We start from the raw sequence: 20,760 nt of genomic DNA, 5'->3' as shown, positions 1-20,760 counted from the left end.
ACCGCCCTCTTGCAGTCGCCGCCATCATGCAGACCGCCTTGCTCCTGCCCGTCGTCACCTTCTCGCTCGCGATGTCCATCACCCCTGGCCCGAACAACATCATGCTCACGGCCTCGGGCCTGAACTTCGGTTTTCGCCGCACCCTGCCGCACATGGTGGGCATCTCGGCCGGGGTGGTGGCGATGATGCTGGCCGTCGGCCTGATCCTGGGCGACCTCTTCGCGCGCTGGCCCTGGATGCACGATGCACTGAAGTACGGGGGCGGCGCCTACCTGCTGTATCTCGCCTGGCAGATTGCGCGCGCCGGCGGCCCTGACCAGGGCGAGGCGCGCGGCGCGCCGTTCACGTTCTGGCAGGCCGCGGCCTTCCAATGGGTGAATCCCAAGGCCTGGATCATGGTGGTGGGTACGGTAGCCGCCTTCGTCCCGCCCGAGCAGTACCACGCCCACCTGTTGATGGTCGCGACGGTGATGGGCATGGTCAACCTGCCCGCCATCGCCGTGTGGGCAGGGGCCGGCGCTCTGCTGCGCAACCTGCTGCGCGACCCCCGCGCCGTGCGCTGGTTCAACGTGTCGATGGCGGCGCTGCTCGTCGCTTCGCTCTACCCGGCCCTGGCGCCTGCCGCTCCCCTGTGAGGCACGCACCCGATGCGCGGGCGGGATCAGGCACAATGCTGCCCACTGCCTTCCGCCCGCCGCCATGCGCTTTACCCTGCCGACCCCGCTACAGGCCGTCGATGTCGATGGCTACGACCTGAACTATGCCGAGCTGGGCAGCGGCCAGCCCGTGCTCCTGGTGCACGGCTCGCTGTGCGACTGCCGCTATTGGCAGCCGCAGATGCAGCCGTTCGCGCGGCATGGCCGGGTGATCGCGCCCAGCCTTCGCCACTACTGGCCGCACGACGCGCACGGGCCCGGCGAATTCTCGGTCGAACAGCATGCGCACGATCTCGCCCGCTTGCTCGAGCACCTGGACGCGGCCCCGGCGCACGTGGTTGGCCATTCGCGCGGCGCGCGCGTGGCGCTGGAACTGGCGCTGCGCCACCCCGGCCTCGTCGGCCGGCTGGTGCTCGCCGATCCCCCGGCTCACGTTGCCGATGAACCGCAGGCCGCGCACACCGTCTCGCCATTCATCGGCGAGGCCTTGCGGCGCATCCAGGCGGGCGACACCGAGGCCGGCCTGGGCATCTTCGTCGACGCGGTCAACGGCCCCGACACCTGGCGCCGCATGGTGCGCGGGTTTCGCGAGATGGCCCACGACAACGCCGGCACGCTGGCCGGCCAGGCCGAGGAACGCATTGCCCCGCTGGACGAAGCCGCCCTGGCCGCGCTCGCCATCCCGGTGCTGCTGGTGGGCGGCAACCATAGCCCGCAGCGCTACGCGCAGGCCCAGGACCGGCTGCAGGCACGGCTGCCCGACGTGCAGCGCGTCACCATCGTCGGCGCAGCGCATGGCATGAACATCGCCAAGCCGCACAGCTTCAATACCGCGGTCATCGCCTTTCTGTTCGGCGAAACCCCGGCCGCCTGATCCTCTGCAGCGCCGCCGGCGCCGCGCGACGCTTGCGCATGCGCGCGTCCCGGCGCCGGCCTGCGATCAGGCGGTGCGACCGTAGGCCGCGAACCCGGCCTCCAGGTCGGCGATCAGGCTGTGCGGGTCGTCCAGGCCGGCATGGATGCGGATCAACGGGCCGCCCGCCCAGGGCAGCGCCGTGCGCAGATTGCCGATGTTGGCCGGCATGATGAGACTTTCATAGCCGCCCCAGGAATAGCCCAGGCGCAGATGCCGGTGGCCATCGCACAGCGCGGCGATGCGCTCGGGCGACGCGCTCTCGGCCAACTCGAAGGAGAACAGCCCACTCGCGCCCAGGAAATCGCGCTGCCAGAGCGCGTGCTGCGGATGATCCGGCAAGGCCGGGTGCAGTACGCGCGAGACTTCGGGGCGAGCCTGCAGCCAGTGCGCTACGGCGAGCGCGGTGCGCTCGTGCGTCCGCATGCGCACGGGCAGCGTACGCATGCCGCGCAGGACCAGCCAGGCGTCGTCGCCGCCCACGCAGATGCCGGTCTGGCGCACCGTCTGGTGCAGAGCCGGCCACAAGGCCTCGCGCACCACCACGGCGCCCATCAGCACGTCGGCATGCCCGCTCCAGTACTTGGTCAGGGGCAGCAGCGAGACGTCGACGCCCCAGTCGAACGGTCGCGCAAACACCGGCGAGGCCCAGGCGTTGTCGAGCATGGTGAGCACACCTCGCGCGCGCGCCATGGCGCAGATCGCGGGGACATCCTGGATCTCGAAGGTATAGCTGCCCGGGCTCTCCAGGTAGATCACCCGCGTGTTCGGGCGGATCAGCGCGCCCAACGCGTCGGCATCCAGCGCCGGGTCGTAGAAGGTGGTCTGCACGCCGAAGCGCGTCAGCATGCCCTGGGCGAACAGGCGCGCAGGGCCATAGACCGAATCGCTCATCAGCATGTGCTCGCCCGGCGACAGATACGCCATCAGGGCCGTGCTGATCGCCGCCAGCCCGCTCGGCGCCAGGGCCACGCGGGCGGCATGGCCAGGTGCCTCCAACTGAGCGATGGCCTCGGCCAGCGCGAACGTCGTGGGCGTGCCGGTGGTGGCGTAGTTGCTGGCCTGGCGCTCTCCGGCCGCCGCGCCGGCCGAGGCGGCCTGTACGTCGGCCACCGTGTCGAACAACACACTGGAAGCGCGCCATACCGGCACGTTGACCGCCTCGAACCGGTCCATCGACAGGCTGGCGGGGCGTCCCGCCTCCACGAAATCGGTGCGCGAGATTCCGTTCTGCGCGCCCGAAGCATCGAACTCTGCTTGGCTCATGCCATCGACTCCATCGGACGGCCTATCCCGTCCATTCAACGAAAGTACCTGCCGGGATTGTCTCACTACGCGCCAGCGCCGCCAGGTCCAGCGCGCCGAAACCGAGCGACTCGTACAAGGTGATGGGCCGAGGCCGGGCTGCGTCCCGCATGCGCGCCGGCCTGGAATGCCGCCCTCGCCGGCTGTGCGATCATTCCGCGATGCAGCAACGCCAAGCGCTCACCGCCATCCACCTCACCGCCCTCCTGTTCGGCCTGACCGGCGTCTTCGGCCACATGATCCAGGCCGAGCCCTTTGCCATCACTTCCGGACGCGCCGCCTTCGCCGTGCTCACGCTAATGGTGTTCGCGCGCTCGCAGGGGCGCAGCCTGCTCGCAGGGCTGGACCCGCGTCGCGTGCTGGCCCTGACCGTATCCGGCGCGCTGCTGGCCAGCCATTGGGTCACGTTCTTCGTCGCGGTGAAGATCGGCGGCGTCGCAGTAGCCACGCTGGGCTTTGCCAGCGTGCCGGCTTTCACGGTGCTGCTCGAGCGCCTCGTCTACCGGGATCGCATCGGCGCAGCCGAATGGTGGCTGCTCGCCCTGGTCAGCTTCGGGCTGGTGCTGGTGGCTCCCGCGTTCGACCTGGCCGACACGGGTACCGTGGGCGTGCTCTGGGGCGTGCTCTCCGGATTCAGCTTCGCGGTGCTGGCCCTGGTCAACCGCTGGACGGCCGGCAATCTCGATTCGATCCAGGTGGCCTGCTGGCAGAACGGCGTCGTGCTGGCGCTCACCCTGCCTTTCGGCTTGGCGGGTCTGGCCGGGCTGCAGGCGCCGGACTGGTTCGCGCTGGCCGCGCTGGGCATCTTTTGCACGGGCCTGGCGCACTACCTGTTCGTCAGCAGCCTGTCGCGCCTGAACGCGCGCACGGCCGGTATGGTCATTGCCCTGGAACCCGTGTACGCCATTCTGGCCGCGTGGCTGCTGTTCGGCGATCGGCCGACGCTGCGCATGCTGCTCGGCGCGGGCTGCATCCTCGGCGCGACGGTGGCGACCACGCTGCGCCGACGCCGCGCGGCCGCGGGCTAGGGCGTACGCCGTACGGCTACCAGCGTCGGCCCGGCACAACGCGACGGCTGCCGATCTGCGCATTATCGTCACGTCTCGATATACTCTGGCACTCTTTGCCACCAGGGAGCCGGGCTCATGCGCAAGCCGGACAACATCGTCTACTGGCAGAACGAACGGCCGCCCGCGCGCTTCGCCGCGGCGCTGGCGCTGCAGCAGGCGGCCTTTCTGGGCGCGCTGCTCGCGCTACCCTCGCTGTTCGCGCACCACCACGGCCTGCCGTACGAACAATTCCTCAACATCGCGGCCGCCACCCTGCTCGTGACGGCGGTGGGCGTGGTGCTGCAGGTGCTGCAGCGCGGCGGCATCGGCTCGGGCTACTACTACCCGATGCAGGCCACCTCGGCGGTGTTGCCCGCGATGTACCTGGCGAGCGACGTCGGCGGCCTGGCGCTCAGCTTCGGCATGGTCGCCGTGATCGGGGTATCGCAAATCGCCTTCAGCTACGTGCTGCCGCGGCTGCGCTCGGTGTTCACGGTCGAGATCGCCGGGCTGGCCGTGATGCTGCTCGGTATCGGGCTGGGCCAGATGGGCGTGCACCTCATCTTCGAAGGCGAACAGCAATCCCGGATCTCGCCGGCCGACATCGCGGTGGCGGGCATCACCTTCTTCACCATGGTGTTCTGCAATGTGTGGATCAAGTCGCGCGCCCGCATGTTCGCCACGCTGATCGGCCTGGGCATCGGCGCGCTCGCCGCCTGGCTGCTGGGGCTGATCGACGCCACCGATGGGGCGCAGCTTGGCGCCGCCCCCTGGTTCCGCCTGCCCGAGCTGGGACTGGGCGGCTGGGCCTTCGAGCCGGCGCTGATCCTGCCCTACGTCATCACCGGCTTCTTCCTGGCCGTCGGCTCGCTGGGCACGCAAACCATGGCGCAGCAGGCCAACGACGCCGAATGGCGCCGGGCCGATCTTCATGCCTTCGGCCGCGGGCTGCGCGCCGAAGGCTGCACCCAGCTCGTGGCCGCCCTGCTGCACGGGCTGCCCCTGGCGTCCAGCGGCGGCGCGGTATCGCAGGCCGCGGCGTCCGGCAGCACCAGCCGCCACCTCGGGTACTGGCTGGCGGGTGTGCTCGTGCTCTTTGCGCTACTGCCCAAGCTCATGCTGGTCTGGCTGGTGCTGCCCGAAGCCGTGATCGGCGGGCTGCTGCTCTTTCTGTCGGCCTTCACCATGCTGAGCGGCGTTCAAATGGTCGGTTCGCGGCTGCTCGACAATCGGCGCGTGCTGGCGGTCGGTACCGGGCTGGCGGTGGCCCTGTCGTTTCCCGCGCTGCACGGCGGCCTGGCCCAGCTATGGCCGCTGGGCGCCGAACAAGTCGTGTTCTCGGCCTTCGCCGGCGGTCTCTTGACCGCGGTGCTGCTGACCGCGCTGTTCCGTCTGGGCGTCAAGCGGCGCACGATGCAGACTTTCGACATCGCGCACACCACGATGGAGGAAGTGACCCGCTTCATCGAGCGCCAGGGGGCGCTCTGGGGCGCACGCCGCGAGGTCGTCCAGCGCGCCCAGCTCGCCGCCTGGCAGGCGTTCGACCTGCTGGCCCAGGGCGGCTTCGTCCAGGCGCAGCCAGCGCTGATCCGCCTGCGCACGCTGCACGACGAGTTCTCGCTCTCGATCAGCTTCCAGTACGAAGGGCGCGCGCCGGTGCTCTCGCCCACACCGCCCGGGCACGACGAACTGCTCGAGGACCCGCACGCCGAAGCGCGGCTCGCGGGTTATCTCATCAACCGGCTGGCGCGTGCAAAAGTGCGACAATCGGGCAAGCTGTGCAGCCTGCATCTCGGCTTCGCCGACTGAGCACGGGCCGAAGCGCAAGCCGTCGCCCTTCAGGGCGAGGGCCAGCGAGGCAAGCTGATCCTGGCGCCGAAGGCGCCCCCATCCTGTGGCGAGCAAGCTCCCGCCTTCAGGCGGGGGGCGACTCACGGCGCACCCGTTCGACCCATAACCACAATAGCGCATGCCACAACCCGTGGAGGAGGCGCGCACCGGCGGTGCGCGCATGCCCGTCCTCGCCATTTTCTTCTCGTTTGCCGCGGCCTACTTGCTGTCCTATGGCCTGCGCTCGGTCAACGCAGCACTGGCTCCCTACCTGTCGGCCGAACTGGGCCTGTCCCCCACCGGCCTGGGCGGGCTGTCGGCGGTGTATTTCGCCGCGTTCGCCGCGCTGCAGTGGCCGCTCGGCCACTGGCTCGACCGCTATGGCGCGCGCCGCATCAACGCGGGCCTGCTGCTGGTCGCGGCGCTGGGAGCCGCGATTCTGGCGGCCAGCACCAACCTGGCGACGGCAGCCATCGGCCGCGCCCTGATCGGTGCCGGTGTAGCGGCCTGCCTGATGGCCCCGATGTCGTATTTCCGCCGCTGCTTTGCGCCCGAACAGCAGGCGCGCTTCAGCCTGTGGATACTGGTGTCCGGTACCAGCGGCGCCGTTGTGGCGACCCTGCCGGCCGAGGCACTCGCCGCCGCCCTGGGCTGGCGCAGCGTATTCGCGCTGGCGGCCTTGTTGCTGCTCCTGGCCGCCGCCGCCATCTTCCGCTACGTGCAGGATCGCGACCTCGTGGCCGGCGGGGCGGCCCGGGAAGACGGTGTCGGCGCGGGAGCGCTCCTGCGGCACCCCAGGGTCGTGCCCCTCGCCCCGATGGCGCTGCTCGGCCATGGCGGCGCGGTGGCGCTGCTCACGCTCTGGGCGGGGCCCTGGATGGTGGCCGTGTTCGGCATGGACAATGCGCACATGGCGCGCGCGCTGATGGTGCTGATGCTCACGCTGATGGGCTGCTACGTCGGCATGAGCTTCGTCACACCCTGGCTGCAGCGCCGCGGTTTGAGCATGATGCGCATCGGCATCGCGGGCCACGTCATGATGGTTCCGGTGGTGCTGGCGATCGGCCTGCTCGGCGACGCGCACACCTGGTGGGTCTGGCTGCTGCTCGCGTTCGCCTTTCCGTCCATGTCCCTGGTGCAACCCGCCCTCGCCCAGGAATTCCCCAAGGCGGTCGCGGGGCGCATCCTGACGCTCTACAACCTGTTCATCTTCGTTGGCGCCTTCGCCATGCAGTGGAGCATCGGGCTGGCCATCGAGCTGCTGGCGCGCCTGGGCGTACCGCTGCCCTGGAACTACCGGCTGACGGCGGTGGCGCTGGGCCTGATACAGATCGGCTGCCTGGCATGGTATGCCAGCCGTCGCCGCCGCGCCCTGATCGCCTGAGCACTCACCACTGCGCGACGACTGCCCACCGGAACGCGGCGCCGGCGCTCAGCGCAGGGCGTCATCGCGGCGGCGCCGCGACAGGTAGCGCCAGACGAACCCGGGATAGGCACAGACCAGGAAGACGGCCAGCGTGATGGCATAGAACTCCCATCCCTGGACGAAGCGATTGCCGAACTGGCCTTCCAGCAGGAAGCCGACGGCGAGCGTGAGCCCGTAGAGCACCAGGGCCTCGGCCAGGCGCAGCCAGAAAGGCTTGGCCGCAGGCGCGCCTCGCGCGCGCCAAACGAAAAGACCGAGCACGCGCTCGGTCATGAAGGGCAGATTCGCCCCGGCCACCATGACGAGAAGAACGACGACGATGGCCAGGGTTTCATTCATGGGCGAGGCTCAGCCGAAAGCCGACATCGCCGCCACCACGCAGACCGCGAGCAGCGGGCCGGGCAGGATGCCCAGCACGAGGGCCAGCAGGCCATTGACCGACAGGACCGCGCGCATCGTACCGCCGGCTTCGATGGGCGCCTGCGCATCCGCGGCGACGGGCTCGTCGAAGTAGGCGGCCTTGACCACGCGCAGGTAGTAGAACGCGCCGATCAGCGACATCACGACCGCGACCACCGCCAGAGCGACATGCCCGGAAGCGACCAGCATCTGCAGCACGACGAGCTTGGAATAGAAGCCTGCCGTGGGCGGAATGCCGGCGAGCGAGAACATCATCAGGAGCAGCAGCAGCGCGAACCACGGGCTGCGGCGGTTCAAGCCCTTGATGTCGTCGATGTTGTCGGCCTCGAAGCCGTTGGCGCGCGACAGCAGCAGGATCAGGCCGAAGGTGCCCAGCGTGGTCATTACGTACACGACGACGTAGAACAGCGCGGCGCCGAAGGCCTCGACCTGGCTCTCGGGCGTGGAGCCCGACATCAGGCCGAGCATCACGAAGCCCATCTGCGCGATCGTGGAATAGGCCAGCATGCGCTTGAAGCTGGTCTGCACGATGGCGACGATGTTGCCGATCGCCAGCGAGAGCACGGCCAGCACCGCCAGCATGGGCTGCCAATGCGGGGTCAGCGCGGGCAGCGCCTCGCCCAGCAGGCGCACGGTGATCGCGAAGGCGGCGAGCTTGGGCGCGGCGCCCAGCAGCAGCGTGACCGGGGTGGGCGCGCCCTGGTAGACATCGGGTACCCACATGTGAAAGGGCACCACGCCCAGCTTGAAGGCCAGGCCCGAGATGATGAACACCAGCGCGAAGACCAGGACCAGCTCCATGTCCTGCGCCACGCCGGTGGCGAGCACGGTGCCGATCACGGAAAGATCGAGGCTGCCCGTGGCGCCATACAGCATGGACATGCCGTAGAGCAGGAAGCCCGAGGCCAGCGCGCCCAGCACGAAGTACTTCATGGCGGCCTCGGTCGACTGGGTATGGTCGCGGCGCAGCGCCACCAGCGCGTACAGCGCGAGCGACATCAGCTCCAGGCCCAGATAGATCGAGATCAGATTGCCCGCCGACACCATGACCATCTGGCCCAGGGTGGAGAGCAGCGCGAGCACGTACAGTTCGCCGCCGCGCGAGGTCATGTCGCGCGCGTCGGCGTAGGCGCGCCCGTACACCAGCGTGACCATGCCGGCGATGTAGCAGAAGATCTTCAGCACGTGCGAGAAGCCGTCCACCACGTACATGCCGTGGAAGGTCGCGCCGTATACGCCGTTCGACAACTGGAGCAGGCTGACGACGATCAGCAGCGCGAAGGTGGCCTGGGTGAGGACGTACGTCAGCGCCCGGCCCGTGGCCTTGACGAAGGCATCCACCACGAGGATGCCGCACGCGGCCACCAGCAGCACGATTTCGGGTGCCGCGAGTGCGAAGTTGAGGTTGGATTCTTGCATAGTGGGCTACAGGATCGAGCGAAGGTGGATGCCGGGCACGGTACTCACAGCTTGGAGATCGCGACGTGATCGAGCAGCGCCTGCACCGACACATGCATGAGGTCGGTGAAGGGCTTCGGATACACGCCCATGAAGAGCACCGCGATCGCCATCACACCCAGGATCGCGAACTCGCGGGTGTTGACGTCGGTCAGCTCGCGCACGTGGTCGTTGGCGACTTCGCCGAAGAACACGCGCTTGACCATCCACAGCGAATAGGCCGCGCCGAGGATCAGCGAAGTCGCCGCCAGGAGGCCGATCCAGAAGTTGTATTCCACCGCGCCGAGGATGACCATGAACTCGCCCACGAAGCCGCTGGTGGCGGGCAGGCCGCTGTTGGCCATGGCGAACAGCACGGCATAGGCCGTGAAGCGCGGCATCACGTTGATCACGCCGCCATAGTGCGAGATCTCACGCGTATGCATGCGGTCGTAGAGCACGCCGATGCAGAAGAACATCGCGCCCGACACGAAACCGTGCGAGATCATCTGCACGATCGCGCCTTCGACGCCGGCCGTGTTGAAGATGAAGAAGCCGAGGGTGACAAAGCCCATGTGCGCCACCGAGGAGTAGGCCACGAGCTTCTTCATGTCGCCCTGCACGATGGCGACCAGGCCGATGTAGATGACGGCGATCAGCGAGAGCGTGATCATCAGCCACGACAGCGAATGCGAGGCATCCGGGGCGATCGGCAGCGAGAAGCGCAGAAAGCCGTAAGCGCCGAGCTTGAGCATGATCGCGGCCAGCACGATCGAGCCGCCGGTGGGCGCCTGCACGTGGGCGTCGGGCAGCCAGGTGTGCACCGGCCACATCGGCACCTTCACGGCGAAGGCCATCAGCAGCGCGAGGAAGATCAGCACCTGCGGCGTGTAGCCCAGCGGGAGCTGGTGCCAGGTGGCGATGTCGAAGCTACCGCCCGCGCTGAACCACAGGTAGATGAAGGCCACCAGCGTGAGCAGCGAGCCGAGCAGCGTATACAGGAAGAACTTGAACGCGGCATAGACGCGGTCCTGCCCGCCCCACACCCCGATGATGATGTACATCGGGATCAGCGTGGCTTCGAAGAAGATGTAGAACAGCAGGCCGTCCAGCGCGGCGAACACGCCGATCATCAGGCCCGACAGGATCAGGAAGGCGCCCATGTACTGCGCCACGCGGCTGGTGATGACTTCCCAGCCCGCCGCCACCACGATGATGGTGATGAAGGCGGTGAGCAGGATGAACCAGACTGAGATGCCGTCGATGCCGAGGTGGTAGTACACCGAGATCGGCGCGATCCAGAGCGCGTTCTCGACGAACTGCATGTCGGCCGTGGCCGGATCGAAGCCGGCATACAGCGGGAGCGTGACCAGAAAGCCGATCACCGCGCCGATCATCGCCAGTTTGCGGGTGAAGCCGGGATTGTCGTCCCGGCCCAGCAGCATGGTGACGAGGCCGAAGACGATCGGCACGAAGATCGCAAGCGTCAGCCAGGGAAAAGAGGATTGCACCATTTCGCTTGCCATCTTATTTGATCAGCACAAAGAAGGTAATCAGCGCCAGGATGCCGACGATCATCGAGAACGCGTAGTGATAGATGTAGCCGGATTGCAGGTGGCGCGAGACCGCGGCCAGCCAGCCGACCATGCGCGCACTGCCGTTGACGATCAGACCGTCGATGAGCTTGCGGTCGCCGACCTGCCACAGACCGTTGCCGAGCACACGGGCACCGCGGGCGATCACGTTCTCGTTGAACCAGTCCACGTAGTACTTGTTCTCGAGGAGATTGACGACGCCCGACAGGTTGCGGCGGATCGCGTCGCCCGTTTCCGGACGGAAGAGGCAGGTGTACCAGGCCACGACCGCGCCCGCGACGACCAGCCAGAACGGCAGGGTCAGGAAGCCGTGCAGACCGTAGGCCAGCCAGCCGTGGAAGCCCTCGGCGATCTCGGCCATGGCCGGGTGGCGATCGCCGAACACCGTGATGACGCCGCTGAAGAAGTCGCCGAACAGCATGGCGTCGATGGCGATGAGGCCGATGATGACCGACGGGATGGCCAGCAGGATCAGCGGCCAGGTCACCACGCCCGGGGATTCGTGCGGCGGGCCGCTGTGGTGATGATCGTCGTGCGCATCGTGCTCGGGCGCGGCGTGGGCCCCGTGGCCCTCCTCGGAGTCGCCGTGCTGGTGGCCATGGCCGTGCGTATCGAAACGCTCCTTGCCGTGGAACACCATGAAGTACACGCGGAACGAGTACAGCGAGGTGACGAACACGCCGATCAGCACCGCGTAGTAGGCGAAGCCCGCGCCCCAGACGTTGGCGGCGTGGGCCGCCTCGATGATGTGTTCCTTCGAGTAGTAGCCCGAGAAGAACGGCGTGCCGACCAGGGCCAGCGTGCCGAGCAGGAAGGTGATCCAGGTGATCGGCATGTACTTGCGCAGGCCGCCCATGTTGCGGATGTCCTGGTCGTGGTGCATGCCGATGATGACCGAGCCCGCGCCCAGGAACAGCAGTGCCTTGAAGAAGGCGTGGGTCATGAGGTGAAAGATCGCCACCGAATAGGCCGAGGCGCCCAGCGCCACCGTCATGTAGCCCAGTTGCGACAGCGTGGAATACGCGATCACGCGCTTGATGTCGTTCTGGATGATGCCCAGGATGCCCAGGAACAGCGCGCCGATGGCGCCGATCACGATGATGAAGGACAGCGCGGTCGTCGAATGCTCGAACACGGGCGAGAAGCGCGCGACCATGAAGATGCCGGCCGTCACCATGGTGGCGGCGTGGATCAGCGCGGAGATCGGGGTCGGGCCTTCCATCGAGTCCGGCAGCCAGGCGTGCAGCGGCACCTGGGCCGACTTGCCCATCGCGCCCACGAAGAGCGAGATGCAGGCCACCGTGAGCAACTGCCAGTCGGTGCCGGGAAAGCCGGTCTGCGCCAGCTCGTCGGCCTGGCCGAACACGGTGGCGTAGTCCAGCGATCCGGTGTAGGCGAACAGCAGGCCGATGCCCAGGATGAAGCCGAAGTCGCCGACCCGGTTGATCAGGAAGGCCTTCATGTTGGCGAAGATCGCCGTGGGCTTCTTGTACCAGAAGCCGATCAGCAGGTAGGACACCAGGCCCACCGCTTCCCACCCGAAGAAGAGCTGGAGCATGTTGTTGGACATGACCAGCATCAGCATCGAGAAGGTGAACAGCGAAATGTACGAGAAGAAGCGCTGGTAGCCGGGGTCGTCCGCCATGTAGCCGATGGTGTAGATGTGCACCATCAGCGACACCGAGGTGACGACCACCATCATCATGGCCGACAGGTTGTCGATCAGAAAGCCGACCTCCAGGCGGATGTCGCCCAGCAGGCTCCAGGTATAGACCGTGCCGTTGAAGGTCATGCCGCCCAGCGTCTGCGTGAGCGTGTAGACCGAACCGATCGCCGAGACCAGCACGCCCAGGATGGTGAGCCAGTGCGCGGCGCTGCGCCCGATGACTGCGCGGCCGGTGAGAAAGCTGGTGCCCAGCATGCCGGCCAGCGCGGCCGTGACGAGCGGCGCGAAGGCGATCAGGAGATAAAGAGAGGGTACGCCAGTTGTCATGTTGTTCTCGTGCCCGCCGCTCAGCCCTTGAGCTGATCGAGTTCGTCTACGTTGATGGTGTTCAGGTTGCGGAACAGCAGCACCAGGATCGCGAGACCGATCGCGGCTTCGGCCGCGGCCACCGTCAGGATGAAGAACACGAACACCTGCCCGGCCACGTCGCCGCTCCAGGCGGAGAAGGCGACGAAGTTCATGTTCACCGCGAGCAGCATCAACTCCATGCACATCAGCAGGATGATGAGGTTGCGGCGATTCCAGAACATGCCGAACACCCCGAGGGCGAAGAGGATGGCGCCGAGCACCAGGAAATGGGCCAACGTCAGCGTCATCACTTGTCTCCCTGCGCGGACTCGGTAGCGGCGGCGCGCTCGCGCTGCGCCGGCACGTTCACCAGGCGGACCCGATCGGCCCGCTGGACCTTCAACTGCTCGCTCGGTACGTTGCGCTTGACGTCGGTGCGACGGCGCAGCGTGAGCGAGATGGCGGCCACCATGCCGACCAGCAGCAGCACCGCGGCGATCTCGATGCCGTAGATGTACTCGGTGTACATGGCCGTGCCGATCGCCAGGGTGTTGTTGTAGCCCTCGGGCGGCACCGGCAGCGCGGCGCCCGGCTCCCACCAGGTGCGGGCCAGCACGAACGACATCTCGGCGACCATCACCGCGGCGATGACCATCCCCAGGGGCATGTAGGCCCGGGTGCCGGCGCGCAGCTCCGACATGTCGATGTCGAGCATCATCACCACGAACAGGAACAGCACCATGACCGCCCCTACGTAGACCAGCACCAGCAGCAAGGCCAGGAACTCGACGTGGATGAGCATCCAGAGCATGGCTGCGGTGAAGAACGCCAGCACCAGGTGCATGGCCGCCGTCACCGGGCTGCGCGCGGTCACGACGCGGAACGCCGCGACCACGAGGATCGCGGCGAACAGATAGAACAATACGGTGGTAACTGTCATGGCTCGTGTGCTTCGTGCGGCTTAGCGATAACGGGCATCCTGGGCCCGGTTCTCGGCGATCTCGTTCTCGTAGCGATCGCCGACGGCGAGCAGCATTTCCTTGGTGAAATACAGATCGCCGCGCTTTTCGCCGTGGTATTCGTGGATGTGCGTCTCCACGATGGAGTCGACCGGACAGCTTTCTTCGCAGAAGCCGCAGAAGATGCACTTGGTGAGGTCGATGTCGTAGCGCGTGGTGCGGCGGGTGCCGTCCTCGCGCACCTCGGACTCGATACTGATGGCGAGCGCGGGGCAGACCGCCTCGCACAGCTTGCACGCGATGCAGCGCTCTTCCCCGTTGGGATAGCGGCGCAGCGCGTGCAGGCCCCGGAAGCGGGGCGAGGCCGGGGTCTTCTCGACCGGGTAGTACTGCGTCACCTTGCGCGCGAACACGTACTTGCCGGTGAGGCGCAGGCCCTTGAACAGCTCGGTCAGCATCAGGCTGCCGATGAAATCCTTGATGGCATTGGACATGTCAGTGCTCCATGGCGCCGCGCGCCTTCCACGACGTATTCAAGTGCGGCGATGCGATCCAGGGCACCGCGGAGCCGGCTTCGCCGGTCCGCCGGTGCCGCCCCCTCGAGGGGGCGCGCGTCAGCGCGTAGGGGGTGGGTTTCATCCTGGTTTCCTCGTTGCCTTAGTGCGCCCAGATGTTCAGGGGCGTCTGCATCCAGATGGCCACGACCAGCAGCCACACCAGCGTGAGCGGAATGAAGATCTTCCAGCCCAGGCGCATGATCTGGTCATAGCGATAGCGCGGGAAGGATGCGCGGAACCAGATGAACAGCGACACCACGAAGAAGGTCTTCAGGAACAGCCAGAGCCAGCCCGGCACCCAGGTGAAGGGTGCGAAGCCCAGCGGGGAATCCCAGCCGCCCAGGAACATGATCGCGGCCAGGCAGGACAGCAGGATCATGTTGGCGTATTCGGCTAGGAAGAACAGCGCGAAGCCCATGCCCGAATACTCGACCATGTGGCCGGCCACGATCTCCGACTCGCCTTCGACCACGTCGAACGGGTGGCGGTTGGTTTCGGCCACGGCCGAGATCACGTAGATCACGAACAGCGGCAGCAGCGGCAGCCAGTTCCAGGACAGGAAGTTCAGATGCATGTCCGCGAAGGTGCCGCGCAACTGCACGTTCACGATCTCGGTCATGTTCAGGCTGCCCGACACCAGCAGCACCGTGATCAGCACGAAGCCGATCGCCAGCTCGTAGGACACCATCTGGGCCGACGCGCGCAGCGCGCCGAGGAAGGCGTACTTGGAGTTGGACGCCCAGCCGGCGACGATCACGCCGTACACGCCCACCGAGGTGATGGCCATGACGTAGAGCAGGCCGGCGTTGACGTTGGCCAGCACCGTCTCGGGGCCGAACGGGATCACCGCCCAGGCCGCGAATGCCGGCATCAGCACGACCATCGGCGCCACGACGTAGAGCACCTTGTTGGCCTTGCTGGGCGTGATGACTTCCTTCAACAGCAGCTTGAGCACGTCGGCAAAGGCCTGCAGCAGGCCCCACGGGCCCACGCGGTTGGGGCCCTTGCGCACGTGCATGGCGCCGATGAGCTTGCGCTCCCAGAGCGTGAGGTACGCCACGCAGAGGATCAGCGGCACCAGGATGCAGACGATGCCGAGCAGGATCCAGACGACGGGCCAGACATACGGCCCGAGCAGGTCCAGGCCGAACTGGTGAAAAGTGTCGAGCATCAGACACGCTCCACAGTCAGATTGCCGAACGCACCCCCCAGCGCCACCGTTTCGGGACGGGCGGAGACCACGCGAACCGCGCCATCGGGCACGCTCGCGTCAAGCACCACGAGCAGCTCGACCGAGCCGCTCTGCGAGGCCGACACGCGCACGCGCGCGCCCTCCTCCACGCCGAGCAGGCCGGCGGTGGCCGCGTTCAGGCGCGCCACCGGAGGCTGCGCCGCGGGCGTGGCCTGCAGCGCAGGCGCACGGCGGGTGATGGCGTCGCTGGCATAGATCGGCACGCCGGCCACGCGCTCCAGCCCATCGGCCCCGCCCGCGGCCGGCAGACCGGCTTCGGCGCGGATGACGTTGGACAGCCGCTCGGCGATCACGCCCAGGGCGGCGTCGCGCACGGCCTCGGAGGTTTCTTCCTCGAAGCCCTGCAACTGCAGCACGTTGCCCAGCACGCGCAGCACCTTCCAGCCCGGGCGGGCCTGAGCGTACGGACGCACTGTGCCCTTGAAGCTCTGCACACAGCCCGCCATGTTGACGAAGGTGCCGGAGGTTTCGGTGAACGGGGTGACCGGCAGCATCACGTGCGCCCAGTCTTCGGCGGCCGAGCGGTACGGCGTGAGCGCGACGTTGAACTGGGCGGCCTTCAGGCTGGCGAGTGCGCGCTGGCCGTCGGCGGTATCCAGCGCCGGTTCGGCGTGCAGCACCACGTAGGACTTGAGCGGCTCGGCCAGCATGGCGGCGGCGTTCTTGCCGCCGCGCTCGGGAACGGCGCGGGCCAGATGGCCGCCGAGGGCATTGCCGCCCACCGGCAGGAAACCCAGCGTCGCGCCGCAGGCCTGGGCCAGCGCCTGGGCATTGGCGGCGATCAGGGCGGCCTGCGGCGATTCGATCGCCACGCTGCCCAGCCAGATCGCGCTGTTGCTGCCTTCGGCCAGGCTGCCGGCGATGCGGCGGGCTTCGTCGCCCGGATGCACCCCCTTGAACGCGGCGGGCACCTCGACGCTGCGCAGCTCGGCCAACGCCACGGCGACGGCGGCGAGCGCGCCGGCGATGCCGCTGGGCGGCACCGTGATGCGCGCGGTCATGGGCAGCAGCCAGTCGTCGGCCGACACATCGATCGACGAGACCTGCAGACCATGCTTGGCGCCCTGGCGCAGGCGCTGCGCGATCAGCGGCTGGTCGGCGCGCAGGAAGGAGCCGACCACGAGCACGCGGTCGAGCTTGGGAATGTCGGCGACCTGCATGCCGAGCCACGGCGCGCCGGAAAGCGCGGCGTCCAGCACCGGATCGGTCTGGCGCAGGCGAAAGTCGACGTTGTCCGAGCCCAGGCCGCGCATCACGCGGGCGAGCAGCGAGAACTCTTCGGTGGTCGCGTACGGCGCGGCCAGCGCGCCGATCTGGCCGGCGCCGAAGCTGTCCTTGACCTGGGTCAGCCCTTCGGCGACCAGACGCAGCGCATCCTGCCAGGAGGCTTCGCGCCACTGGCCGTCGCTGGTGCGCACCATCGGGACTTCGAGCCGGTCCACGGACAGGCCTTCGTACGAGAAGCGGTCGCGATCGCTGATCCAGCACTCGTTGATGTCTTCGTTCTCGAGCGGGACGACGCGCATCACTTCGTCCTGCTTGACCTGGACGATGATGTTCGAGCCCAGGCTGTCGTGCGGGCTGACCGCGCGGCGACGCGCCAGCTCCCAGGTGCGGGCCTGGTAGCGGAACGGCTTGGAGGTGAGCGCGCCCACGGGGCAGATGTCGATCATGTTGCCGGACAGCTCCGACTCGATCGCGCGGCCCACGAAGGACGTGATCTCGGAATGCTCGCCGCGATTGAGCATGCCCAGCTCCATCACGCCGGCGATTTCCTGGCCGAAGCGCACGCAGCGGGTGCAGTGGATGCAGCGCGCCATTTCCTCGGCCGACACCAGCGGGCCGAGATTCTTGTGAAAGACCACGCGCTTTTCTTCGTGATAGCGCGAGGACGAACCGCCGTAGCCCACCGCCAGGTCCTGGAGCTGGCACTCGCCGCCCTGGTCGCAGATCGGGCAATCCAGCGGGTGGTTGATGAGCAGGAATTCCATCACCGACTTCTGCGCGGCGACGGCCTTGGGCGATTGGGTGTGCACCACCATGCCGTTGGTGACGGGCGTGGCGCAGGCCGGCAGGGCCTTGGGCGCCTTCTCCACTTCCACCAGGCACATGCGGCAGTTGGCGGCTATCGACAATTTCTTGTGATAGCAGAAGTGCGGGACGTACACGCCTAGCTTGTTGGCGGCGTGCATCACCATGCTGCCTTCCGGCACCTCTACCGATGCGCCGTCGATCGTGAGTTCAACCATTACAGATACTCCGGTACCACGCACCGCTTGTGTTCGATGTGGTGGGCGAATTCGTCGCGGAAATGCTTCACGAAGCTGCGCACCGGCATGGCCGCCGCATCGCCCAGGGCGCAGATGGTGCGCCCCATGATGTTGCCCGCGACGTCGTCGAGCAGGGCGAGATCGTCCGGACGGCCCTGGCCGTTCTCGATGCGGTGGACCATGCGATACAGCCAGCCCGTGCCCTCACGGCACGGCGTGCACTGGCCGCAGCTTTCCTCAAAGTAGAAATAGGACAGGCGCAGAAGCGACTTGACCATGCAGCGGGTCTCGTCCATGACGATCACCGCGCCCGAGCCGAGCATCGAGCCCGCCTTGGCGATGGAGTCGTAGTCCATGGTGCAGCCCATCATGATCTCGGCGGGCAGCACCGGGGCGGACGAACCGCCGGGGATCACGGCCTTCAGCTTGCGCCCGCCGCGCACACCGCCGGCAAGCTCGAGCAGCTTGCTGAAGGGCGTGCCCATCGGGATCTCGTAGTTGCCCGGGCGTTCGACGTCGCCCGACACCGAAAAGAGCTTGGTGCCGCCGTTGTTCGGGATGCCGATCTCGAGGTAGGCCTGGCCGCCGTTGCGGATGATCCAGGGCACCGCGGCGAAGGTCTCGGTGTTGTTGATCGTGGTGGGCTTGCCGTACAGGCCGAAGCTCGCCGGGAACGGCGGCTTGAAGCGCGGCTGGCCCTTCTTGCCTTCCAGCGATTCGAGCAGCGCGGTTTCCTCGCCACAGATGTACGCCCCATAGCCATGGAAGGCATGAAGCTGGAACGAGAAGCCCGAGCCGAGGATGTTGTCGCCCAGAAAGCCCGCGGCGCGCGCTTGCTCGAGGGCCTCCTCGAAGCGCTCGTAGATCTCGAAGATCTCGCCGTGGATGTAGTTGTAGCCCACCGAGATGCCCATCGCGTAGGCGGCGATGGCCATGCCCTCGATCACGATGTGCGGGTTGTAGCGCAGGATGTCGCGATCCTTGTACGTGCCCGGCTCGCCTTCGTCGGAGTTGCAGACGAGGTACTTCTGGCCGGGAAACGCGCGCGGCATGAAGCTCCACTTCAGGCCGGTCGGAAAGCCCGCGCCGCCACGGCCGCGCAGGCCGGAGGACTTGACCTCGGCGATCACGTCCTCGGGCTTCATGCCGCCCGTGAGCACCTTGCGCAGGGCTTCGTAGCCGCCGCGCGCGACGTAGTCCTGCAGTTGCCAGTTCGAGCCATCGATGTCCGCCATGATCTGCGGTTCGATGTGCCGGCCGTGCAGGCCGACCGAGATCGGAAGCTCGGCTGCGTTCATTGGGCTTCTCCTGCGAGCCTGGCGTCCAGCTCGGCGAGCATGGCGTCCAGGCGCTCGTCGGACATCTGGATCAGCATGCACTTGTTGTTCACCAGCACCACGGGTGCGTCGCCGCAGGCACCCATGCACTCGCCTTCGAGCAGGGTGTAGCGGCCGTCGGCCGTGGTCTCGCCATAGCCGATGCCCAGCTTCTTCTTGAGGTGCTCGCCGGCCTTCTCGCCGTCGCGCAAGGCACAGGGCAGGTTGGTGCAGACCGTGATCTTGCACTGGCCCACCGGCTTGGTGTTGAACATGTTGTAGAACGTGGCGACTTCCTGCACCGCGATCGGGGGCACGCCCAGATAGCGCGCGACGTCCTCGATGGTTTCGGGGGACAGCCAGCCTTTTTCGTCCTGGGCGATGGCCAACGCCGCCATGGTGGCCGAGATCCGCTGTTCGGCCGGGAACTTCGCGAGCTCCCGATCGATCTTCTGGTAGGCCTGGTCGGACAACAACGTCATGTCGGTTCCTGGAACTTTACGGGTGTCAGCGATCGACTTCGCCGAACACGATGTCCTGCGTGCCGATCAGGGTGACGGCATCGGCAATCATGTGGCCGCGCGACATTTCGTCGAGGGCCTGCAGGTGGTTGAAGCCCGGCGCGCGGATCTTCAGACGGTAGGGCTTGTTGGCGCCATCGGAGACCAGATAGATGCCGAACTCGCCCTTGGGATGCTCGACCGTCGAGTAGACCTCGCCCGGCGGCACGTGAAAGCCCTCGGTGAAGAGCTTGAAATGGTGGATCAGCTCTTCCATGTTGGTCTTCATGTCGGCGCGCTCGGGCGGGGCGACCTTGTGGTTGTCGGTCATGACCGGGCCCGGGTTGTTGCGCAGCCACTCCACGCACTGCTTGACGATGCGGTTGCTCTGGCGCATTTCTTCGATGCGCACGAGGTAGCGGTCGTAGCAGTCGCCGTTCTTGCCCACGGGGATGTCGAAATCCATCAGATCGTAGACTTCGTAGGGCTGCATCTTGCGCAGATCCCAGGCGATGCCCGAGCCGCGCAGCATGGGGCCGGTGAAACCCAGCGCCATCGCCCGCTCGGGCGTGACGATGCCGATGTCCACCAGGCGCTGCTTCCAGATGCGGTTGTCGGTGAGCAGGGTCTCGTACTCGTCGACGCAGGCCGGGAAGCGGTTGGTGAAGTCCTCGATGAAGTCGAGCAGCGAACCCTGGCGCGCGGCGTTCATCACGTCCAGGTCCTTCTGCTTGCGGTACTTGTTGGGCTTGTACTGCGGCATGCTGTCCGGCAGGTCGCGGTACACGCCGCCAGGACGGTAGTAGGCCGCGTGCATGCGCGCGCCCGAGACCGCCTCGTAGCAGTCCATCAGGTCTTCGCGCTCACGGAAGGCATAGAGGATGACGCCCATCGCGCCGACGTCCAGGCCGTGGCTGCCGACCGACATCAGATGATTCAGGATGCGCGTGATCTCGTCGAACATGACGCGGATGTACTGCGCGCGCAGCGGCACCTCGATGCCCAGCAGCTTCTCGATGGCCATCACATAGGCGTGCTCGTTGCACATCATCGAGACGTAGTCCAGGCGGTCCATGTAGGGCAGCGCCTGGATGAAGGTCTTGTGCTCGGCGAGCTTCTCGGTCGCGCGGTGCAGCAGGCCGATGTGCGGATCGGCGCGCTGGATGACTTCGCCATCGAGCTCGAGCACCAGGCGCAGCACGCCGTGCGCGGCCGGGTGCTGCGGCCCGAAGTTCAGGGTGTAGTTCTTGATTTCGGCCAT

19 protein-coding genes are annotated in these 20,760 nt (G+C 67.2%); 5 read left to right on the top strand and 14 right to left on the bottom strand.

Annotated features, from left to right (window positions below):
- Positions 1 to 26 precede the first annotated feature (26 nt).
- Together FOZ76_RS06945 and FOZ76_RS06940 are read left to right on the top strand one after the other, a co-directional pair.
- On the top strand, positions 27 to 635 hold the full coding sequence (locus tag FOZ76_RS06945; protein WP_143947420.1) for a LysE family translocator: 609 nt from the start codon (positions 27 to 29) through the stop codon (positions 633 to 635).
- Positions 636 to 699: 64 nt separating this feature from the next.
- Positions 700 to 1,530: an alpha/beta fold hydrolase gene (locus FOZ76_RS06940; RefSeq protein WP_143947419.1), complete on the top strand. Its 831-nt coding sequence runs from the start codon at positions 700 to 702 to the stop codon at positions 1,528 to 1,530.
- 66 nt (positions 1,531 to 1,596) lie between these two features.
- Here the strand turns inward: FOZ76_RS06940 and metC are convergent, their stop codons facing one another.
- On the bottom strand, positions 1,597 to 2,835 hold the full coding sequence (gene metC / locus FOZ76_RS06935; RefSeq protein WP_211366077.1) for a cystathionine beta-lyase: 1,239 nt from the start codon (positions 2,833 to 2,835) through the stop codon (positions 1,597 to 1,599).
- Between the two features lie 200 nt (positions 2,836 to 3,035).
- Between metC and FOZ76_RS06930 the strand changes: the two genes are divergently transcribed.
- The 3 genes from FOZ76_RS06930 (at position 3,036) to FOZ76_RS06920 (ending at position 7,137) form a co-directional block, all read left to right on the top strand.
- Positions 3,036 to 3,902 (top strand): DMT family transporter, encoded by an 867-nt coding sequence (locus tag FOZ76_RS06930; RefSeq protein WP_143947418.1) that lies wholly within the window; start codon positions 3,036 to 3,038, stop codon positions 3,900 to 3,902.
- Positions 3,903 to 4,019: 117 nt separating this feature from the next.
- The gene (locus FOZ76_RS06925; protein ID WP_143947417.1) at positions 4,020 to 5,732 is read left to right on the top strand and encodes a solute carrier family 23 protein; all 1,713 of its coding nucleotides are present in this window, start codon (positions 4,020 to 4,022) and stop codon (positions 5,730 to 5,732) included.
- A gap of 160 nt (positions 5,733 to 5,892) precedes the next feature.
- Positions 5,893 to 7,137: an MFS transporter gene (locus FOZ76_RS06920; protein WP_143947416.1), complete on the top strand. Its 1,245-nt coding sequence runs from the start codon at positions 5,893 to 5,895 to the stop codon at positions 7,135 to 7,137.
- A 48-nt stretch (positions 7,138 to 7,185) separates the two neighbouring features.
- On the opposite strand, the gene FOZ76_RS06915 is transcribed toward FOZ76_RS06920, so the two are convergent.
- The 13 genes from FOZ76_RS06915 to FOZ76_RS06860 are packed head-to-tail and all read right to left on the bottom strand — an operon-like array spanning position 7,186 to position 20,760.
- A complete protein-coding gene (locus tag FOZ76_RS06915) occupies positions 7,186 to 7,518 on the bottom strand; it encodes a DUF2818 family protein (protein ID WP_143947415.1) in 333 nt (110 codons plus the stop codon).
- 9 nt (positions 7,519 to 7,527) lie between these two features.
- A complete protein-coding gene (gene nuoN, locus FOZ76_RS06910; RefSeq protein WP_143947414.1) occupies positions 7,528 to 9,018 on the bottom strand; it encodes an NADH-quinone oxidoreductase subunit NuoN in 1,491 nt (496 codons plus the stop codon).
- 44 nt (positions 9,019 to 9,062) lie between these two features.
- Entirely contained in the window at positions 9,063 to 10,550 is a 1,488-nt protein-coding gene (locus FOZ76_RS06905) for an NADH-quinone oxidoreductase subunit M (RefSeq protein ID WP_170235324.1), read from the bottom strand.
- 13 nt (positions 10,551 to 10,563) lie between these two features.
- Positions 10,564 to 12,624 carry an NADH-quinone oxidoreductase subunit L gene (gene nuoL, locus FOZ76_RS06900; RefSeq protein WP_143947412.1) on the bottom strand — a complete coding sequence of 687 codons (2,061 nt, stop codon included), beginning with the start codon at positions 12,622 to 12,624 and terminating at the stop codon, positions 10,564 to 10,566.
- 20 nt (positions 12,625 to 12,644) lie between these two features.
- On the bottom strand, positions 12,645 to 12,953 hold the full coding sequence (gene nuoK / locus FOZ76_RS06895; protein WP_143947411.1) for an NADH-quinone oxidoreductase subunit NuoK: 309 nt from the start codon (positions 12,951 to 12,953) through the stop codon (positions 12,645 to 12,647).
- Complete coding sequence (locus tag FOZ76_RS06890) at positions 12,953 to 13,585, bottom strand: NADH-quinone oxidoreductase subunit J (RefSeq protein WP_143947410.1); 633 nt, start codon at positions 13,583 to 13,585, stop codon at positions 12,953 to 12,955. The genes nuoK and FOZ76_RS06890 overlap by 1 nt, the downstream gene beginning before the upstream one ends.
- Positions 13,586 to 13,606: 21 nt before the next feature.
- Complete coding sequence (gene nuoI / locus FOZ76_RS06885) at positions 13,607 to 14,098, bottom strand: NADH-quinone oxidoreductase subunit NuoI (RefSeq protein WP_143947409.1); 492 nt, start codon at positions 14,096 to 14,098, stop codon at positions 13,607 to 13,609.
- Between the two features lies 1 nt (position 14,099).
- Positions 14,100 to 14,243, bottom strand: a complete 144-nt coding sequence (locus FOZ76_RS27420) for a hypothetical protein (protein ID WP_170235323.1) — start codon at positions 14,241 to 14,243, stop codon at positions 14,100 to 14,102.
- Between the two features lie 18 nt (positions 14,244 to 14,261).
- Positions 14,262 to 15,332: an NADH-quinone oxidoreductase subunit NuoH gene (gene nuoH / locus FOZ76_RS06880; RefSeq protein ID WP_143947408.1), complete on the bottom strand. Its 1,071-nt coding sequence runs from the start codon at positions 15,330 to 15,332 to the stop codon at positions 14,262 to 14,264.
- Positions 15,332 to 17,662, bottom strand: a complete 2,331-nt coding sequence (nuoG, locus tag FOZ76_RS06875; protein WP_143947407.1) for an NADH-quinone oxidoreductase subunit NuoG — start codon at positions 17,660 to 17,662, stop codon at positions 15,332 to 15,334. The genes nuoH and nuoG overlap by 1 nt, the downstream gene beginning before the upstream one ends.
- The gene (gene nuoF, locus FOZ76_RS06870) at positions 17,662 to 18,981 is read right to left on the bottom strand and encodes an NADH-quinone oxidoreductase subunit NuoF (protein WP_143947406.1); all 1,320 of its coding nucleotides are present in this window, start codon (positions 18,979 to 18,981) and stop codon (positions 17,662 to 17,664) included. The genes nuoG and nuoF overlap by 1 nt, the downstream gene beginning before the upstream one ends.
- Positions 18,978 to 19,481, bottom strand: coding sequence for an NADH-quinone oxidoreductase subunit NuoE (gene nuoE, locus FOZ76_RS06865; RefSeq protein ID WP_143947405.1), 504 nt, complete (start codon positions 19,479 to 19,481; stop codon positions 18,978 to 18,980). Before nuoE ends, nuoF begins: the two co-directional genes overlap by 4 nt.
- Positions 19,482 to 19,506: 25 nt before the next feature.
- A complete protein-coding gene (locus tag FOZ76_RS06860) occupies positions 19,507 to 20,760 on the bottom strand; it encodes an NADH-quinone oxidoreductase subunit D (protein WP_143947404.1) in 1,254 nt (417 codons plus the stop codon).

The organism is Verticiella sediminum (genome assembly GCF_007558815.1).
GTDB classification, from domain to species: Bacteria; Pseudomonadota; Gammaproteobacteria; order Burkholderiales; family Burkholderiaceae_B; genus Verticiella; species Verticiella sediminum.
Note: the sequence above shows the minus strand (reverse complement) of the source record. Positions and strands in the feature narration are given on the sequence as shown.

What these genes read in the sequence shown, in the direction of transcription:
- FOZ76_RS06945 (WP_143947420.1), top strand. Translation starts at nt 27, where the DNA reads ATGCAGACCGCCTTGCTCCTGCCCGTCGTCACCTTCTCGCTCGCGATG.
- FOZ76_RS06940 (WP_143947419.1), top strand. Translation starts at nt 700, where the DNA reads ATGCGCTTTACCCTGCCGACCCCGCTACAGGCCGTCGATGTCGATGGC.
- metC (WP_211366077.1), bottom strand. Translation starts at nt 2,835, where the DNA reads ATGAGCCAAGCAGAGTTCGATGCTTCGGGCGCGCAGAACGGAATCTCG.
- FOZ76_RS06930 (WP_143947418.1), top strand. Translation starts at nt 3,036, where the DNA reads ATGCAGCAACGCCAAGCGCTCACCGCCATCCACCTCACCGCCCTCCTG.
- FOZ76_RS06925 (WP_143947417.1), top strand. Translation starts at nt 4,020, where the DNA reads ATGCGCAAGCCGGACAACATCGTCTACTGGCAGAACGAACGGCCGCCC.
- FOZ76_RS06920 (WP_143947416.1), top strand. Translation starts at nt 5,893, where the DNA reads ATGCCACAACCCGTGGAGGAGGCGCGCACCGGCGGTGCGCGCATGCCC.
- FOZ76_RS06915 (WP_143947415.1), bottom strand. Translation starts at nt 7,518, where the DNA reads ATGAATGAAACCCTGGCCATCGTCGTCGTTCTTCTCGTCATGGTGGCC.
- nuoN (WP_143947414.1), bottom strand. Translation starts at nt 9,018, where the DNA reads ATGCAAGAATCCAACCTCAACTTCGCACTCGCGGCACCCGAAATCGTG.
- FOZ76_RS06905 (WP_170235324.1), bottom strand. Translation starts at nt 10,550, where the DNA reads ATGGTGCAATCCTCTTTTCCCTGGCTGACGCTTGCGATCTTCGTGCCG.
- nuoL (WP_143947412.1), bottom strand. Translation starts at nt 12,624, where the DNA reads ATGACAACTGGCGTACCCTCTCTTTATCTCCTGATCGCCTTCGCGCCG.
- nuoK (WP_143947411.1), bottom strand. Translation starts at nt 12,953, where the DNA reads ATGACGCTGACGTTGGCCCATTTCCTGGTGCTCGGCGCCATCCTCTTC.
- FOZ76_RS06890 (WP_143947410.1), bottom strand. Translation starts at nt 13,585, where the DNA reads ATGACAGTTACCACCGTATTGTTCTATCTGTTCGCCGCGATCCTCGTG.
- nuoI (WP_143947409.1), bottom strand. Translation starts at nt 14,098, where the DNA reads ATGTCCAATGCCATCAAGGATTTCATCGGCAGCCTGATGCTGACCGAG.
- FOZ76_RS27420 (WP_170235323.1), bottom strand. Translation starts at nt 14,243, where the DNA reads ATGAAACCCACCCCCTACGCGCTGACGCGCGCCCCCTCGAGGGGGCGG.
- nuoH (WP_143947408.1), bottom strand. Translation starts at nt 15,332, where the DNA reads ATGCTCGACACTTTTCACCAGTTCGGCCTGGACCTGCTCGGGCCGTAT.
- nuoG (WP_143947407.1), bottom strand. Translation starts at nt 17,662, where the DNA reads ATGGTTGAACTCACGATCGACGGCGCATCGGTAGAGGTGCCGGAAGGC.
- nuoF (WP_143947406.1), bottom strand. Translation starts at nt 18,981, where the DNA reads ATGAACGCAGCCGAGCTTCCGATCTCGGTCGGCCTGCACGGCCGGCAC.
- nuoE (WP_143947405.1), bottom strand. Translation starts at nt 19,481, where the DNA reads ATGACGTTGTTGTCCGACCAGGCCTACCAGAAGATCGATCGGGAGCTC.
- FOZ76_RS06860 (WP_143947404.1), bottom strand. Translation starts at nt 20,760, where the DNA reads ATGGCCGAAATCAAGAACTACACCCTGAACTTCGGGCCGCAGCACCCG.